This window comes from Streptomyces griseoruber (genome assembly GCF_001514205.1).
Lineage (GTDB): Bacteria > Actinomycetota > Actinomycetes > Streptomycetales > Streptomycetaceae > Streptomyces > Streptomyces griseoruber.
The window spans coordinates 172,459-188,752 of sequence record NZ_KQ948763.1; the positions used below are offsets into that span (position 1 = coordinate 172,459).

A 16,294-nucleotide genomic window follows, 5' to 3' on the forward strand; every position below is an offset into this window, starting at 1 on the left:
CGCGAGTGCCCGGAGCCCGCTCCAGGGTGTCAAGTGAGCTGACGGGCACGGCGGTTGGGCGCGGCAGACGGGTAGGCTGCCCGAATGTCAGGCCACTTCGCAGGTGAGAGCGAGTCCCGTCCCGTCATCGTCCTGTCGGGGGTGAGCATTCGCCGACGTACGACGGGCCAGGAGATCGTCCTGGACTCGGTCGACTGGACCGTCCAGGGGGGACAGCACTGGGCGCTGCTCGGGCCGAACGGGGCCGGCAAGACCACCATGCTGCGTCTTGCCGGAGCCCTGATCCATCCCACCACGGGAACCGTGGATGTGCTCGGGCACCGTCTCGGCCGGGTGGACGTGCGGGAGTTGCGAGCCCGCGTCGGTTTTGTCAACGCCGCGCAGAAGGTACCGCTGGACGCCGCCGCCCATACTGTGGTTCTTACCGGCGCGACGGGTACGGTGCAGCCGTTGTGGCGGATGTACGACGCCGCTGCCCGGGAGCGGGCACACCTGCTGCTGGCCGAGCTCGACTGCAAGGAATTCACCCAACGTGCCTTCGGTGACTGCTCGGGTGGGCAGCGCGCGAGGATTCTCATCGCCCGCGCCCTGATGTCCGACCCGTCCCTGCTGCTGCTCGACGAGCCGTTCAACGCGCTCGACCTTCCCTCCCGGGAGGACTTGGTGGACGCGTTGCACCGCCTCGCGGCCGGCCGACCGGGGTTGTCCACGGTGACCGTCACCCATCATCCGGAGGAACTGCCGCCCTCCACCTCGCATGCCTACCTGTTGCGGGAAGGCCGTGAGTTGGTCTCCGGTCCCGTGGAATCAGTGCTCACCTCCGAGAACTTCACCGCGTGCTACGGGCGGCCCATCCGCGTCGAGTCGCATGACGGCCGTTGGTACGCCCGGTCTACGGCCGTGCCGTCAGCGCGTCGCCGACGCGAGCCTCCGCCCTTTCCGGGCTCCCGCCCATGAACTGAACGAGACCGGCCAGGCCGCGGAGGAATCCTTCGCCGAGGTCGGCTGCCGGGTGGTCCTCCCGGTACTTCAGCCCCAGCCGCATGCGGGTGCGCCCCTCCACGGCCAGAAGCATCAGGTCGGGTCCGCGTCTGAGCCGGGCGTCCGGGGCGAACGCGTCGAGGGGCACCCAGTCGCCGACCAGCCCCGAGCCGGGCAGCCGTCCCGAGGACGGCACGGCTTCCAGGGCGGTCTCGTCCACGTAGTTGAAGAAGGCGCCCGCGAGTTCCGGTGCGATGCCGGGCGGCAACGCGGCCGACCACAGGGCGTCGGCCCTGTCCTTTCTGATGTGTGACAGCGTGCTCGTGCACATGAGCTGGAACGCGCAGTCCGCGACGAGGCGGCTGAGGACGGTGTTGTCGTCGGCGTGGACCACTACCGGGCCCTGCATGAACCTCTTGTCGGCCGAGAGACGGGCCTCCTTGGTCCGCCGGTTGGCAGACAGAGCCAGCGGGCTGCTGACGGGGCAGCCGCTCGCCCGGCTCAGTGCGAGTCCGAAGGCCGTGAGCAGCACGGCGGGGAGCGGGGCTCGTAGGGTCGCGGATGCCCGTGAGGCGCTGTCGAGGAGGTCGGGGGTGGAGAGCCACACGGTGCGGTAGGTGCTGCCGGTTCCGTGCAGGCCGCTGTCCGTGGCGGTGTCGGCTCCCGACCGTTCCAGCAGGTCGGTCAGCCGCTGTGACTGTCCCCGCCAGAAGCCCTCGGCCCGCTCCCGGTATCGAGTGGCTTCGGGCAGTTCCTCCCAGTCCACTACGTCGAGGGGCTGTTCGGGCACACCGGACAGCGCGGCCTTCGGGCTGGTCAGTAGCGCGTGGAGGTCCTGCCGGAGGACGTTCATACCCCCCACGTCCAGCGCCGCGTGGTCGGCCACCACACCGATGTCGCGCACCTTGCCGCCGTGGTGCGCGACGAGGAAGCCGATGGGCCACTCGCGGGCAAGGTCGAAACAGGTCCCGCGGAGTTCCCCGAAGGCGTCGGGCGCGGACGCGGCCTCCGCCGTGCGGACGATCGTGTGCAGTTCGGCCTGTGTCCGCGGCGCGGCGCAGACCCGTTGCCGTCCGTGGGGGCCGGTCGCGGGATCAATGAGGCTGCGCAGAGCCTCGTGACGGGTCAGCAAGACGCCGATCGCGTCCATGACCTCGGCAAGGGGCACGTCGTCGACGCTCACCGCCGCGACCGAGTTGTTGTCGCAGCTGGTGTCGGGCTGCTCGGGCTGCCCGGCAAACCAGTCCTCCTGGGCGTGATTCAGCCGGCCCTCCCGCTCGCTGCGTGAAGATGTGCCGCTCACGGTTCCTCCCTCAGGTTCTTGTCGGTCGCGAGTTCTCGGCGGCGGTAGTGGGCGAAGCCGGGCCAGACGACGGCGGTGATCACGACACCGGTGAGACAGAGAAGGCCGCCGCTGACGATGGAAAGCCTCAGGCCCCAATGGGCCACGGCACCTGCTTCGATGTCGCCCAGGCGCGGCCCGCCCACCACGAAGAGCAGGAACAGGGCGTTCACCCGCGAGCGGAGCAGGACGGGTGTGTGCCGTTGCATCATCGTCACCCGCAGGACCGCACTCACGGCATCGGCCGCGCCCGCGACCAGCAGGAGCAGCAGGACCGCCCAGAGGCTGTTCAGGACCAGCCCGGTGGCGGCGATTGCCAGCCCCCATACGCCGACGGAGACCATCACCCCGAGTCCTTGACGCCGCACCCGCCCGATCCAGCCGCCGGTGGCTCCCGCCAGGAGGGCGCCGAGGGCCGGAGCGGTGAACAGCAGGCCCAGTGAGCCGGACGGCCACGTGTCGTGGTCTGTGACCAGCTGCGGGAACAGGGCCCGGGGCATCCCGAAGACCATCGCGAACAGGTCGATGACGGCGATGGCCTGGATGAGCGGATGGCGCAGGAAGAACCGTACGCCGGACCACAGGCCCCGCAGTGCCGGCCCCGACGGGCCCGCGCCGGCGGGGTTTTTCTCCCGCCCGGTTCGGATCAGGTAGTAGCCGACCGCGGCCACGGCGAAGGTCAGCGCGTCGACGATGTACACGGCGCGTACGTTCCACAGCGAAAGCACCACACCGCCGACCAGGGGACCGGCCAGGGAAGTGATCTGGAAAAGGGTCTGGTTGAGTACCTGTCCCGCTTCCAGGTCCCGGTCTCGCAGCAGTGAGGGCACCAGGGCGTCGCGTACGGGCTCGTCCATGGCTGTGCACAGGGCCAGGGCCGTCGAGAGTCCGACCAGGAACGCCAGCCCCGTCGTCCCGCTCAGCCCGACTCCGAGGGCGAGGGCGACCATGCACAGCCCCTGCGCGATCTGAAGAGTGACCAGCATCGTCCGGCGGTTGACCCGGTCGCCGAGGTGGCCGCCGGCGAACGCGCCGAAGACGAGAGACACGAGTTGTGCCGCGCTGACGATGCCCACGTCCAGTGAGTTGTGCCGCAGCAGGAATGCCTGGGCGGCCAGCGCGACCACCGTCATCTGGCTCCCGGTGAGGGAGGCAACCTGGGCGATCCAGAAGACCCGGTAGTCCCGGCTGCTGCGGATCGGCGTCAGATCGAGTGTGACCTTGGACAGCAACCGGGCCGCCCGCCGGGCGGGCAGCGTGTCCGGCTGCCCGCCCGGCTGTGTCCGGTCGTCGGGTTCCGTCTCCTGACGGATGCTCATGGGTGGGCACCCGTCGGAAGGAGGCGGTCGCTCAGTGCGGAGACGGTCAACAGGTGGACCCCGATACCGCCGATCTCGGACAGCGCGTCGTCACTCACCCGGGAGACCGCGTCACTGAGCAGAGCGACCCGGTAGTCGCGTTCCGACGCCTCGAAAATGCTCGCCCTCGGGCAGTTGGGCAGGTTGCAGCCCGCGAACACCACGGTGTTCACGCCCAGTTCGCCCAGCAGTTCCTGCAACGGCGTGCGGTAGAAGGCTCCCCAGCGAGGCTTGAAGATCGCGTACTCGTCGGTGCCGAGTCGCTGCGGCCGGCCCGAGAGCAGCAGGTCGGCATCCAGGTCTGGCGCGTCGTCGGGGGCCAGCCCCGGCGCGAGGCCGCTTCCCTTACTGCCCGGCGCGACGATGCTCACCCCGGTGCTGATCAGTCCGCGCCGCACGAGGTCCACGTCACCGCTCGCGGCGTCGTAGAGGCGTACGACATGGATCACGGGGCGGCCGGCGGAGCGGAAGGCGGACACGGCGGCTTTGAGAGCCGGCAGGACCTCCGTCGTGCCGGGGATGCCGTAGGGGGAGTCGGACAGGAAGTCGTTCTGGACGTCGATGGTCACGAGGGCGGAGGACGCGAAGTCCGGTGCCGTGTGGGGGTCGTTGATTCCGGGCGCACTCATCGGGCCGCCTCCGCGCTCTGACCGGCCGGGGCCAGGAAGCGGGTCTCGATGGCGGCGAGACTGCGGAAGTTCTCGGCGGTGATGGTGCTGAGGTCGATGCTCGTCTCGGTGACCTCCTCCAGAAGGTAGACGAACTCCAGGAAGGCCAGGGAGTCGATGAGCCTGCCCTCGATGAGGTCGTCGTCCCTGGTCGGCGGCTGTGTGAGATGCGGATTTTTCTCCATGATCCACGAGACGATCCGGTCGTTCATGCTTCTCCTCCGTTGTGGCGATCTCTGTCTGTGCCCGGCGCGCCGGTGGCGCCTGCGGCGATGGCTACGGCCCAGGGGCCCTCATGGCTGATGCTGATCTCGATGGCATGCAGATGACGCTCGGACGCGAGCTGCGCGGCCCGGCCCGACAGGTGCGCACGCGGAGCCCGGCCCGCCGGGCCGAGAATCTCCACCTCTGCCCAGCGGATGATCTCGCCTTCGGGCGCGAGCACCTTGATCACAGCTTCCTTGGCGGCGATCCGGCCGCTCAGCGTCTCCAGCCTGCCGTTGGAGACCCGATCGAGTTCCTCCCGTTCCCGGTTGGTGAAATGGTCTGCCAGCAGTCGGCCCGACGAGGAGTCCAGCAGCCGCGAAATCCGCGCGACGCTCACCAGGTCGACGCCGACCCGTACCGGACTAGGCCCGCTCATGGCTCCCGTCCGCGCCGGGCGGGTTGCCGACGGTGCCTACGAGGAGCTTCGCGGACGCCTCCGGTGCCTGCACCACCTCGACGTCGGTCAGCCCGGCCCGCCGCATCAGCTCCGCCATCTCGGTCACCGTGTAGCTGCGCCCTCCGTCCCACAGAGCCAGAGCGGAGAGATTGTGCAGCGTGGTGAAGAGGGGAGCGGTGCGCGTCTCGTCGAGGAAGTGACCGTGCACCAGGACCCGCCCGGCCTCCGACAGCGCCTCGCGGGCCCTGCACAGGATGTCGAGAGCCGCCTCAGGGCTCTCCTGGTGCAGGACGTTGGAGAGCAGGACGACGTCGACGGCGGAGCCAAAGCGATCGGTGTAGTAGTCACCCGCCCGGACCCGGATCCGGTCGTCGAGGCCGGCCCGTGCGACCGTGCGTTCCGTCAGCGGGAGCACGGCCGGCAGGTCGAGAACCTCGCCGGTGAGGCCCGGCCACTGCCTGCAGAAGGCGATGCTGTACGTCCCCGCGCCACCGCCGACGTCGACCAACGTGCCGGCCCCCTGCTGGGGGACCAGCTGCGCCAGCGCCTCGGCGGTACGGGAGTTGTACTCGTGCATGCCGAGGATGAAGTCCGCGGCGTACTCCTCGTCGTCACCGAGCCGCAGTCGCCGTTCCTCCACCGGCTGCCCGTCCTGAAGGGCCTGCGTGATGCCGCCCCACGGTTCGTACCAGCGGGCCATCACCTTCACCCAACGCGTGACGGATTCCGCCGACTCCTCGACGAGGAGCCGCTGGGCATGAGGTGTGTTGGCGTACTCACCGTCACCGGAACGCGTGAGCAGACGAAGCGCCACGCAGGCGTCGAGCAGTCGCAGTGCCGAATCCTCGGGCAGGGCGCAGGCAGCGGCGGCCTTCTCCACGGTGAGGGAACCTTCGGCGAGCGCGTCGAACACTCCGGTGCGCACCGCTGCGAAGAGTGCCTGAGCCTGCCAGTATCCGAACGCCATCTGGCTGATCTGGGCCATTCCCAGGTCAAGTGCCATGAATTACCGACTCCTTCGGGGGGAGACTCGCCGCGAGGGCGTGGTCGTGGCTTTCACGGAGCGCAGCAACGATGTCGGCCGCGGGGAGCACCGCCCGCACAGCGCCGCAGCCATGCCCCGCGTACCTGGCCATCTCGTCGATCTGGCCGGTCGTCTCTGTCGTCGGTGCTGCTGCCGAGCCGCGCGGAACGGGGTAACGGCCGCCTGACACCGAGGTCCAGGCGATGAACTGCGAGGGAAGGGCGGAGGGGCTGTCGGTCACCGCGCTGCGCAGGACACGGTGCGGGCGGTGCGGCCAGCCGATCTCGAAGCGGTCGGTGACCACGGTGTCTCCTTCTCCCTGGGCATCGATCAGTGCGCTCTTGTACAGCTCGTGCGCACCGGATTCGCGGGCGGCGACGAAGGCGGTGCCCAACAGCCAGCCCTCGGCACCGAGTTCGCACAGCTCACGCATGCGCCTCCCATCCGCGATGCCGCCTGCCGCCAGCAGGTGCACCGGCGCGTTGAAGGCCACGGTGCGGGTGATCAACTGGTCGAGGGGCAGCTGACCCAGGAGATGCCCACCCGCCTCCGTCCCTTGGAGAACGACGGTTCGGGCGCCCAGGTCGGCGGCCCGGGCCGCGTCGTCCGGGGTGCCCACCTGCACCATCAGGGTGAAGCGGGAACCCTCCAGTTCGGACGAGAGCCACGCGGGCGGCAGACCGTAGCTGTTGAGCACCATCGGCCGGTCGTCGGTCATCGCCGACACCGCCGCGGTGACCTGCGCTCGGAGCAGTGTCTCGCCTGCGACCTCCGGGATCACGTTGACCCCGAAGGACCGTGCCGTGAGACCCGCCGTGTCCTCTACGGTCGCCCGGCAGCCGTCCGCCGCCAGCTTGTACAGAGCGATGGTGCCCAGGGCGCCGGCTTCGCTCACCGCGGCGGCCAGCCGCGGAGTCGCGATGCCACCCATACCGGCCTGGACGAGAGGGAAGGAGACCGGCAGCCCGGCGGGCAGAAGCCTGTCGGCCGGGTCAGAGCCGGTCATCGCCCAGCCTCTCCAGGGCCTTCTCCGCGGAGCCGTACTGAAGCTCCATTGCGTGGATCCACCGTTCCACCCCGAAGGCGGTGCAACTGGTGTAGGCCGATGTGTTGTTTAAGGTGATGTCGAGCCGGTCCCCGAAGAAGTTCCGGTGGCGGTTGATCGAGGCGATGGCCGTACCGTCAGGTATGACGAACTCGTGCTTGACCGGATCCAGGGCGGTGAGCTTCGCTCGGGAGCCGTCACGGTCGTAGAACGGGTCGTTGGCCGTGACGACCTTCAGCTCCAGGCCGAGTCCCTCAGCGAGCCGCTCGACGAACTCCCGGGAGAGCGCGAGGTGTTGCTCGGCACCGTCTCGGTGGCCGAGGTAGATCACTTCGCGCATGTGGAAGCCTCGGAGCCGACGCAGCCCGTCGAAGTAGTCCTCGTTCCGGAAGCAGCGGCCGACGGCTGTCAGTCGTACCTCGTCCGAGAGTTGCTGGCCGCGCAGCGACAGCAGCATTCCGTAGCAGGTGGCGGAGGGCAGGACGTACCCGGTGGGCTCGTGCGACTCGGAGGAGAGCGTGGTGACCGGTGTTCCCGCCGCCAGCAGTTCGGCGCCCTGATCGGAGAAGCGTCCTGTGGTGAGGCACAGGTGCGGGAAGTTCTTGAAGTAGTCCAGGTCGGCCAGCCACTCGGCGGGCAGGAGGGCCGGAGGGACGAGGGGTTGCGCGCCGACCTCGTCCGCGAGCTGCCGGAACCTCTCGTCGAGCTTGTCCAGCAGGAGCGCGCGAGGCGGGTCCAGCGTGACCACACCTGCGCCTGGATCGATCGTGGTCAGGGCGGGAGGGTTCGCACTCATGACGCCACCTCCGTGTCCAGGACGCCGATACGGCGGTAGAAGCTGCGTGTGCGCGCCGTGATGCGGTCGTGGGCCGGCTGCCGTGCGGGGTCGGCGAGGAGCCGGCGGCGCAGCCCGTAGGGGTCAGGCAGGCCCGCGTCCTTGTAGACGTCCACGCTGTAGAGCTGGGCCACCGACGCGTCGATGTACCGGCTGACGTATTCCCGGGCAGAAGCGATTTCCTCGGCTGTAGATTTCTCCAGTACGGCCTGATACAAGGTGCGCACCAACTGGCCACCGAATGCAATGTGACGGGATTCGTCCTGGTGGTGGATACGGTTGATTGCGCGGATGGTTTCCGGCAGGGACTCATCTGCGGCCATCGTGCTGTTGAAATAGTCAACAATCTGCTCGAAGATGAGGATCCTGCTGAAAACCAAGAAGTTGGCGACGAGCGGAGACGTGTCTTCCTGAGGGAACTGGAGCGAGCGGTCTTCATACAGCTTTTTGCCGTACCTCAGGCAGAATTCGGCGAAGAACCACATGTGCTCGTTCTCCTCGCCCAGGAAGTGATGGAAGAACGGCGTCGGTACCTCGAAGCCCGGCGTGTGGATGCGTTGCACCACTTCGAGAAGAAGTTCCCTGATGCCATGCACGTTCAGGCTGTAGAAGTGGATGCTCTCCCAACGGGACAACTCCCTGAGCTGCTCAGATGTCAGACCGTCGGCCTCGGTGGTCCCATGGACGGTGAGCAGGTGGGGGCTCATCCACATGGCGTCCTGTGGAATGGCATCAGGCCATTCGAATTTCTGGTACGGGTTGTAGTAGTCGTCGACCGAGGCGCGGGCGAGACGCTCGACCGCTGACGTCATTTCACTGTCCCAGATGGTGCTTACGGACATGACTGAAGTCCTTCGCGCTATAGGGCGGGGTGAACGGGTTAGAAAGCGCTCTCATGGTTAAGCGATGTGAGCACCCGGGGAAGCGTAAGGATCATTACTTGCTTCGTACAAGGGTTGTCTGAAGCATTGGCTGAAGTGGGTCGAGTATCCGGAAAATTTCTTAAAGATCTTCCGACGTTGGTTTTGGTGGAAGCGTGAAATTCCGGATAAAAGGGGTGGATCGTTTCAGTATGTGAGCACCCTGTGGCTGATTTTGCGCCAGCGGGGGCGTCTTTACTGGGTTGATCTCGGATGCCGAGACGTCGCGGCGGATTTCGTGCCTGGATCCGCCTGAGCGGATGGTCGCAGGAGCTTCCGGCCGTGATGTAGGGCCGTCGGAGGGGTCGCTCGGGGTGGTGCCGGCGGCGAGCGACGCCGTCCTGAGGTGTGGACGGCGGCTGTACTTGTCTGACGGGCGTCCGACTTTGGTGGCCCTCTTGTGTGGTCTCCCGGGAGTCGACCTTGCGTGCGCCTCGGCCGGAACGGGCCGGCTAGGCAAAGAAGAACTTATTACCTGCTATTGCGTGGCAGATACTGGATGGAAAGCTCGATGTATATGGTATCTGCGCACGTTGCTTCCGGTGAGGGGGAGGTGTCTTGCGGTGCCAGAAATGCGTATTGGGGCGAGTTGACTTTTCGTGCTTTCCTTGTGGCGTCGGCCCGCAGGGCGGCAAGGGTGGACTTCCGTTGCCTTGGCCGGGGTGGTGAGGGAGGAGCCCGCTGGCAGGTCACGTCGGTGGCCGTGCCTTTGGCGATCGCGGCCGTCAGTTCGCCTCTCGCGATCGAACCTTGACTGACGCCAGCGCGCCGCCTGTCGTGACCTCGCGCACTGTGGCGGACAGTTGACTGTGGGCTGACAAGTCCTCTGTGGATGGAGTGGCCAGCGCGACTTCTGCGGACTTCACCAGAGGGAGTAGGGCCGAGCCCGCAGTTAGGCCGTCACCCTTGGCTGCGTCGAGGGTGACGGCAATTGTGATGTCCCGGCCGACGTTGAGGCAGGTCCTTCCAGTGGAAGGGTGCGAAGCAGTCGCCCGGACGCACCCAGTTGGTGACCACGACCGGGAGTACGGGACGCCCGCGGCGGGAGGCGACCTCCAGGCGGTCCCCCTCGGCGACGCCCAGAGCCGCGGCGTCCGCGGGGTGAACCTCCATGAACGGGCCGGGGTTGAGCTTGGCGACCTTGCCGGTCTCGGTCAGTGTGCGCCACTGGTGCTGCAGGCGGCCCGTGTTGAGGGCGAACGGGTAGTCGTCGTCGGGGAGTTCGGCTGCGGGCAGCTGCGGGCGGCCGAAGAACGGCGCGCGCCCGCTCGCGGTGGGGAAAGCCAGTCGGAGGCGGGTGCCGTCCTTGCGTTCCAGGAGGGTCTGGCTGACGCCGTCGTTGAGGTAGCGGATCGGGTTGCGGTCCGAGCCGTCGGCGGCCGGTAGCGGCCACTGGGCGGGCGTGGTGCGCAGCCGCTCGTAGGTCCCGCCGCGCAGGTCCCAGCCGGTCTTCGACTACATCGGACTCCTCCGCCTCCTCCGCCTCGGCGGCCAAGCTGTCCGGGACGGTGACGGTCTTCGCCGCGGCCTTCCTCAAGGAGAGCTTCACGGCGCTGGGCGAGGAGTTCGAGCAGGCCCGCCCGAGGACGAAGGTGACCTTCAGCTTCGCCGGCCGATGTGTTCGCCTCGGCCAGCCCCAAGACGATGAGTTCGTCACCGACGCGGGGGACGCCACCGGCACGCCCGCGACCTTCGTCCGCAAATCAGCTGGAGATCGCCACGCTGCCCGGCAACCCGGACAAGATCGCCTCGCTCAAGGACCTCACCGACTCGGACCTGAAGGTCGTGCTGTGCGACCAGACGGTGCCGTGCGGCGCCGCCGCCCAGAAGGCCCTGGACGCCAGCAAGCTGAAGCTCACTCCCGTCTCCTATGAGGAGGACGTCAAGTCCGCCCTCAACAAGGTGGTGCTGAAGGAGGCCGACGCTGCCCTCGTCTACAAGACCGATGTGAAGGCCGCCGGTGACAAGGTCGAGGGCGTCGAGTTCCCCGAGTCCGCCGACGCCATCAACGGCTACCCGATCACCCTGCTCAAGGAGTCGAAGAACACCGAGGCCGCCAAGGCGTTCATCGCGCTCGTGCAGTCCGCCGAGGGATAGAAGGTCCTGACCGAGGCCGGATTCCTGAAGCCCTGACGGCCGGCCCGGCGCACGAAAGCGCCGGTGTCAGCGGCGCAGCCCCAGTGCTTCCCGGCCCGCGTAGCGGGCCGCAGTTCCCAGTTCCTCCTCGATGCGCAAGAGCTGGTTGTACTTGGCGGTGCGGTCGGCGCGGGAGAGGGAGCCGGTCTTGATCTGGCCGCAGCCGGTGGCGACGGCGAGGTCGGCGATGGTGGTGTCCTCGGTCTCGCCGGAGCGGTGGGACATGACGACGGTGTAGCCGGCGCGGTGGGCGGTGGCGACGGTGGCCAGGGTCTCGGTGAGGGTGCCGATCTGGTTGACCTTCACCAGGATCGAGTTGGCGATGCCGTCGCGGATGCCGGCGCTCAGCAGGGTCTCGTTCGTGCAGAAGACGTCGTCGCCGGTGAGCTGGCAGCGCTCGCCGAGCCGGGCGGTCAGGTCCCGCCAGCCGTCGTGGTCGTCCTCGGCCATCGGGTCCTCGATGGACGCGACGGGATAGCGGTCGACGAGCGTGGAGAGGTAGTCGGCGTGTTCGGCGGGGGTACGGCGGATGCCCTCGCCGGTGTAGTCGTAGACGCCGTCGCGGAAGAACTCCGAGGTGGCCGGGTCCATGACGAGGGTGATGTCGGTGCCGAGCTTGTAGAGACCGAGGGCCTGTTCGGCGACGAGCTGATCGCGAAGATGAAGCGCGGCGCTTATCTCATCAACACGGCCCGCGCGAAGATCGCCGACCGGGACGCCGTCGACCGGGCCCTGCGCAGCGGCCAGTTGGCCGGCTACGCCGGCGACGTCTGGTACCCGCAGCCGGCCCCCGCCGACCACCCCTGGCGCACCATGCCCCACCATGGCATGACCCCGCACATCTCCGGCTCCTCCCTCTCCGCCCAGGCCCGCTACGCGGCCGGCACCCGCGAGATCCTGGAATCCTGGCTCGCGGGACGCCCGATCCGCGACGAGTACCTGATCGTTGACGGCGGCGCCTTGGCGGGAACGGGCGCGCATTCGTACTCGGTCAACAAGTGATCCTGGGAGACCACCCTTTGTGAAGTGATGGCCTCACGCCATGTGTGACGGACAGTCTCTGGGATCTGCCGATCCCAGGGACCATGCCGCAGCCCACAGCAGAGGGAGCGGCGGCACCCGTCTCCCGGCTCTGAAATCCAGGGAAGCACGGGGCGGCGAGCACCATAATTGATCTATGGGGACTGTGACAGCGCTATACCGGTATCCGGTGAAGTCGATGCTGGGTGAGGCCGTGCTCGCCGTGGCGGTCACGGAGCGCGGGCTTTTCGGGGACCGCGTGTACGCCGTGCTCGATGAGACAGGCGCGGTGGGCAGCGCCAAGCACCCGCGGAAGTGGGGCGCGTTGCTGCGCTGCCGAAGTCGGCTGGACGACTCCGGCGTGGTGCGGGTGGTGCTGCCGGACGGGACCGCCCTGGCGGTTGAAAACTCCGATCTGGACGTGAAGTTGGCGAAGCTGCTGGGCCGTCAGGTGTTCGTCTCGGCCATCGTGCCGGAGCGCAGCAGGCTGGAGCGCGCCGTACCGGAGTACGAGGGCGGTGTTCCGGACGCTGTGCGGGAGTCGGCATCCGTCGATGCCACTGGGGAGAACATCACGTCGGGCAGCGTCGCTGCGGGGACGTTCTTCGACTTCGGGCAGGTCCATCTCATCACCACGGCGTCCCTGGCCCGAATGCGGACCGTTTATCCCGCCGGGGACTTCGACGCGCGCCGCTTCCGGCCGAACATGGTCGTGGACACTGACGGAGGGCCGGGGTTCCCGGAAGACGCCTGGCTGGGGTCACTCCTGCGGGTGGGGGAGGCCCTGTTCCGCGTTGTGGTGCCCACACCTCGCTGCGTGATACCCACCCTCGGCCATGACGAGCTGCCACCAGATCCCGGCATCATGCGTGCCGTTGCCCGGGAACACCGCATCCCGGTGTTCGACCTGGGCCGGCTTTCCTGCCTCGGCGTATACCTGGACGTTCTCGAAGCGGGGATGGTCCGAGTGGGCGACTTGATCACGTTGCAGGAGGCTGCGTGACCATACGAAGGAGCGGGCCCGTCAGCTCGCGATGAGGGGGCAAGGTGTCTGGTGTGCGATGGCCAGCCCTTACTCAGTTCGGGTTTCCTCGCCACCCCAGAAGGGATCTTCGTCTTCGACGGAGAGGGCGTTTGTGGCGCAGTCCTAGGATGTGGGCAGTGCGCGAATTCCACCGCATCGATGATTTGGCGAATTAGCCCTATAAAACCTCGAGATACTGACGAGCCCAGTGATTTGCTTCTTCCATCGCCCAGGATCAGCAACGCTTTGGTCGTCGCGACCTTGAACTGTCGTGATTTTTCCTGGGTAATGGATTCACTGACCGAGTCGAATATGAGATCTCATGGGTGTCGACGTGTTGTCGGGGAGCCATTGAGAGGTCACGGCGATCGTGACCAGAGGCCCCGACTGCGGGGATGTGAATCCTTCGATGAACTGGCTCGATGGACGCACAATAGAGCGGGTGCTTAGAAGACACCTGCTCTGGTCCTCGATCACGGAACCCAAATAGGCGCGCTTGCAGCGGTGCTCCTACCTGTTGCTGCGCTCGGGCTGATTCGCCGACAGCAGACACATTGGGTGCGCAACGGACTGGAACAATGCGGCGAAGCAAGCAAACCTAGAGCGGTCCGGAGAAGTGCGGTTGCGCCTTGCTGCTCCTGTGTGCAGTTGGATGCCGAGGTGCGGAGGCGGGGGCAACATAGCCGACGATCGCCGGTTAGCCAAACCGGCGGTTCCGCAGACCATTGAACCTGTCGCGCTGATCTCCGTGTGGCGCCTTCAAGTCGTTTTCCCTGAGGAGTTCGAAGCCGTGTATGTCGAAGTCGTGAACGAAGAGTGGCTGCTTTCCGAGGAGCAGGTTCGATCGCTGCTCAAGTCGATTCATGGGCACGTGGGTGCCAATCGCTCGGTGTACCCCTTCATGCGCACCGTGGCCGAGCAGGCTCTGCTTCCGCGTGAGGCTCAAGCCCTGTGTGTGAGCGATGTGGTGCTCTCAGGGGATGACGGCGCTAAGTTGACGGTCCGTCGAAATGGGAAGGCCAGGGAAATACCTCTCCACCCGCAGTTCGCCGAGTTCGTCCGTACGTGGATCAACGGCGCTGGTCTGCAGGAGGGCGACCTGCTCTTCCCTGGTACGCGAGGCAGGCCGCTCTCGGCGTCCGACTACAAGCAGATCTGGGAGCAGGCCCAAGAGGCCGTCCTGCCACGGGACGAGCTGTACTCGTGGCGCCTGGGGGAGCCCATCTCCATCCTCCGCGATTCCTGCCTGGTGAAGTGGTTGAGGGCGGGGATCTCACCCGTCACGGTTGCCGAGTGGGCGGACGTGACTCCGAGGTGGCTTGTGCTGCGTTACCCGCACTGCTTCCGCACCGAGGACGTTGAAATCGACTGGGACCACCTGGCCGAGGCCATGGCCCTTCCGGACTCGCTCAAGCCGTAATTCTCTGCCCCTCGTTCTGGATCACACTCTGGGTGCGGGCTCCATCAGCTCAATCGCCCCCGCCGGTGGTCCTCATCCCAACGCCACCCCGGGTGATCAGAGTCCCTCTCCTCGGAGCGCTTGCGGCACGTGGTCCCACGCGCTTGACGGGGCTGGTTGGCCCTGGCCCGCCCGGTGGTCCGCCAAGTGCCTCAGGAGCTCCCTCACGTTCACCGTCAAGGACACCCCCATGCCTGCACGCACGTCATCCGTTCGCTCCACGACACCGGACTCAGTCGGCACTACCCGTAGAGCGTTCCTGAACGTGAGCGATGCGGCCGAGTACCTCGGCCTCTCGCCCCACACCCTCTATGTCTGGCGCCATCGCCGTCAGGGACCGCCGAGCTTCCGCATGGGCCCCCGCGGTCGCGTCATGTACCGAGTGGAAGCCCTCGACGCCTGGGTCCGTGACCAAGAGCAGGCCGACTCTCGCTCCAACCTGCTCCTCAACCCTCTCGGTGCCAGTCCACAGGAGCGTTCCGCCCGTTTCACCACTGTCTGACGCCTAGCAGGCGCCGTATGACGCTGCCATTGCCCCGTTGCAAAGGAGTTCCACCTGGCCGGCTACATAGAAGACCGATGGCTGAAGAAGCGCCCGAACCCGAAAACCGGCAAATGCGACCGCACTGCCATGTACGGCAAGTGCACCCGCTACCGCGTCAAGGGCATCCCCGGCGTCAAGGACCGTTCCTTCGACGCCCTCCAGGACGCCAAGACCTGGCTAGCCCAGGCCCAGACCGACGCGCGCCGAGGCGAGTTCGTCGATCCGCGTGATGGGGCCATCTCCCTCAAGGACTACATCGCGACCCACTGGTGGCCCACCCAGAGCGGTGACCCATCCACGATCGAGCGGATCGAGCAGAGGGTACGGCGGCACATCGTTCCCCACCTGGGTGCTCAGCCGCTCAACGCCATCGGTACGGAAGTCCTGCGGCACTGGAAGAAGCGGCTGGAGAAGGACCTCGGTCCGACCTCCATCCGTCTGGTCTGGGCGACGCTCTCCAGCATCCTCCAGGCTGCCGTCGAGGATCGCCGCCTCGGACGTAACCCATGCCGGTCCAGCACGGTCGGCCCTCCGGCCGCCGGACCCGGCAGGGTCGAAGCGTGGCCGCCCGAACGGGTCCTGGCGGTACGGGAGGTCCTGCCGGACCGCTACCGGCTCCTCCTCGTGATCGGAGCGGGTCTCGGGCTCCGCCAAGGGGAGGCGCTCGGTCTCTCGACGGCCGACATCGACTTCGAGAAGGAAGTCGTGCACGTCCGGCGGCAGGTCAAGATGGTGCGGGCGAAACTGTGCTTCGCCCTTCCCAAGGGCCGCAAGGTCCGCGACGTGCCGCTGCCGGCCAGCGTCGCCCGGGCCATCCGGCAGCACATGGCGCAGTTCGCGCCGGTACCGGTCACGCTGCCGTGGGACGACCCGACTCCGGCCAAGACGCCGGTGGAAGCCAAACACCGGCGGCCGAGGACCTACAACCTCCTGGTGACAGGACGCGAGCGGAAGGCCATCAACCGGAACTACCTCAACTCCTACGTGTGGAAGCCCGCTCTGGCCACGGCGGGCGTGATCGCACCGCTGGACGAGGGCAGGGACGGTGCTCGCGTGTGGGAGCCGTCCCGGGAGCACGGCTTCCACGCCCTGCGCCACTTCTACGCCTCCGAGGAACTGGAGGCTGGCGAATCGGTCGTCTCCCTGGCACGCTGGCTGGGGCACTCCGACCCCGGGTTCACGCTGCGGAAGTACTCCCACTTCCTGCCCCGCGCTGGCGCACGAGGCAGCGCCGCCATCGACGCGATCTTCGCGTAGCTGCGGCCGTAGCCGGT

At 67.3% G+C, this 16,294-nt stretch carries 15 protein-coding genes and 3 pseudogenes; 7 read left to right on the forward strand and 11 right to left on the reverse strand.

Annotated features, from left to right (window positions below):
* Nucleotides 1-84: 84 nt before the first annotated feature.
* Nucleotides 85-957, forward strand: a complete 873-nt coding sequence (locus tag AQJ64_RS00745) for an ABC transporter ATP-binding protein (RefSeq protein WP_055631714.1) — start codon at nucleotides 85-87, stop codon at nucleotides 955-957.
* Here the strand turns inward: AQJ64_RS00745 and AQJ64_RS00750 are convergent.
* The 10 genes and pseudogenes from AQJ64_RS00750 to AQJ64_RS45095 all read right to left on the reverse strand — a co-directional run.
* Entirely contained in the window at nucleotides 893-2,284 is a 1,392-nt protein-coding gene (locus AQJ64_RS00750; RefSeq protein WP_055631715.1) for a condensation domain-containing protein, read from the reverse strand. The two genes, AQJ64_RS00745 and AQJ64_RS00750, sit on opposite strands and share 65 nt — an antisense overlap.
* The gene (locus tag AQJ64_RS00755) at nucleotides 2,281-3,642 is read right to left on the reverse strand and encodes an MFS transporter (RefSeq protein WP_055631716.1); all 1,362 of its coding nucleotides are present in this window, start codon (nucleotides 3,640-3,642) and stop codon (nucleotides 2,281-2,283) included. Before AQJ64_RS00755 ends, AQJ64_RS00750 begins: the two co-directional genes overlap by 4 nt.
* Nucleotides 3,639-4,310 carry a cysteine hydrolase family protein gene (locus tag AQJ64_RS00760; RefSeq protein ID WP_055631717.1) on the reverse strand — a complete coding sequence of 224 codons (672 nt, stop codon included), beginning with the start codon at nucleotides 4,308-4,310 and terminating at the stop codon, nucleotides 3,639-3,641. Before AQJ64_RS00760 ends, AQJ64_RS00755 begins: the two co-directional genes overlap by 4 nt.
* Nucleotides 4,307-4,561 carry an acyl carrier protein gene (locus tag AQJ64_RS00765; RefSeq protein WP_055631718.1) on the reverse strand — a complete coding sequence of 85 codons (255 nt, stop codon included), beginning with the start codon at nucleotides 4,559-4,561 and terminating at the stop codon, nucleotides 4,307-4,309. Before AQJ64_RS00765 ends, AQJ64_RS00760 begins: the two co-directional genes overlap by 4 nt.
* On the reverse strand, nucleotides 4,558-4,992 hold the full coding sequence (locus tag AQJ64_RS00770) for a holo-ACP synthase (protein WP_063788640.1): 435 nt from the start codon (nucleotides 4,990-4,992) through the stop codon (nucleotides 4,558-4,560). The genes AQJ64_RS00765 and AQJ64_RS00770 overlap by 4 nt, the downstream gene beginning before the upstream one ends.
* Nucleotides 4,979-6,016 (reverse strand): methyltransferase, encoded by a 1,038-nt coding sequence (locus AQJ64_RS00775; protein WP_079061391.1) that lies wholly within the window; start codon nucleotides 6,014-6,016, stop codon nucleotides 4,979-4,981. Before AQJ64_RS00775 ends, AQJ64_RS00770 begins: the two co-directional genes overlap by 14 nt.
* Nucleotides 6,006-7,043, reverse strand: coding sequence for an NAD(P)H-dependent flavin oxidoreductase (locus AQJ64_RS00780; RefSeq protein ID WP_055631720.1), 1,038 nt, complete (start codon nucleotides 7,041-7,043; stop codon nucleotides 6,006-6,008). The genes AQJ64_RS00775 and AQJ64_RS00780 overlap by 11 nt, the downstream gene beginning before the upstream one ends.
* Nucleotides 7,030-7,878: an aminoacyl--tRNA ligase-related protein gene (locus AQJ64_RS00785; protein ID WP_055631721.1), complete on the reverse strand. Its 849-nt coding sequence runs from the start codon at nucleotides 7,876-7,878 to the stop codon at nucleotides 7,030-7,032. The genes AQJ64_RS00780 and AQJ64_RS00785 overlap by 14 nt, the downstream gene beginning before the upstream one ends.
* Nucleotides 7,875-8,759, reverse strand: a complete 885-nt coding sequence (locus tag AQJ64_RS00790; RefSeq protein WP_055631722.1) for a diiron oxygenase — start codon at nucleotides 8,757-8,759, stop codon at nucleotides 7,875-7,877. The genes AQJ64_RS00785 and AQJ64_RS00790 overlap by 4 nt, the downstream gene beginning before the upstream one ends.
* Nucleotides 8,760-9,794: 1,035 nt before the next feature.
* Nucleotides 9,795-10,289, reverse strand: a pseudogene (locus AQJ64_RS45095) (molybdopterin oxidoreductase family protein); the annotation flags it as partial.
* 192 nt (nucleotides 10,290-10,481) lie between these two features.
* On the opposite strand from AQJ64_RS45095, the gene AQJ64_RS00800 reads away from it, so the two are divergent.
* Nucleotides 10,482-10,934 carry an extracellular solute-binding protein gene (locus tag AQJ64_RS00800; protein ID WP_240512451.1) on the forward strand — a complete coding sequence of 151 codons (453 nt, stop codon included), beginning with the start codon at nucleotides 10,482-10,484 and terminating at the stop codon, nucleotides 10,932-10,934.
* Nucleotides 10,935-11,000: 66 nt separating this feature from the next.
* On the opposite strand, the pseudogene AQJ64_RS00805 reads toward AQJ64_RS00800, so the two are convergent.
* Nucleotides 11,001-11,594, reverse strand: a pseudogene (locus AQJ64_RS00805) (enolase C-terminal domain-like protein); the annotation flags it as partial.
* On the opposite strand from AQJ64_RS00805, the pseudogene AQJ64_RS00810 reads away from it, so the two are divergent.
* From AQJ64_RS00810 to AQJ64_RS00825, 5 genes and pseudogenes are all read left to right on the forward strand, one after another.
* Nucleotides 11,595-11,975 (forward strand): annotated as a pseudogene (locus tag AQJ64_RS00810) (NAD(P)-dependent oxidoreductase); the annotation flags it as partial.
* A gap of 175 nt (nucleotides 11,976-12,150) precedes the next feature.
* A complete protein-coding gene (locus tag AQJ64_RS00815) occupies nucleotides 12,151-12,996 on the forward strand; it encodes an MOSC domain-containing protein (protein WP_055631725.1) in 846 nt (281 codons plus the stop codon).
* 811 nt (nucleotides 12,997-13,807) lie between these two features.
* The gene (locus AQJ64_RS00820; protein ID WP_055631726.1) at nucleotides 13,808-14,437 is read left to right on the forward strand and encodes a tyrosine-type recombinase/integrase; all 630 of its coding nucleotides are present in this window, start codon (nucleotides 13,808-13,810) and stop codon (nucleotides 14,435-14,437) included.
* Nucleotides 14,438-14,666: 229 nt separating this feature from the next.
* Nucleotides 14,667-14,978, forward strand: coding sequence for a helix-turn-helix transcriptional regulator (locus AQJ64_RS45100; protein ID WP_079061393.1), 312 nt, complete (start codon nucleotides 14,667-14,669; stop codon nucleotides 14,976-14,978).
* Between the two features lie 81 nt (nucleotides 14,979-15,059).
* A complete protein-coding gene (locus AQJ64_RS00825) occupies nucleotides 15,060-16,277 on the forward strand; it encodes a tyrosine-type recombinase/integrase (protein WP_055631727.1) in 1,218 nt (405 codons plus the stop codon).
* Nucleotides 16,278-16,294: the final 17 nt, after the last annotated feature.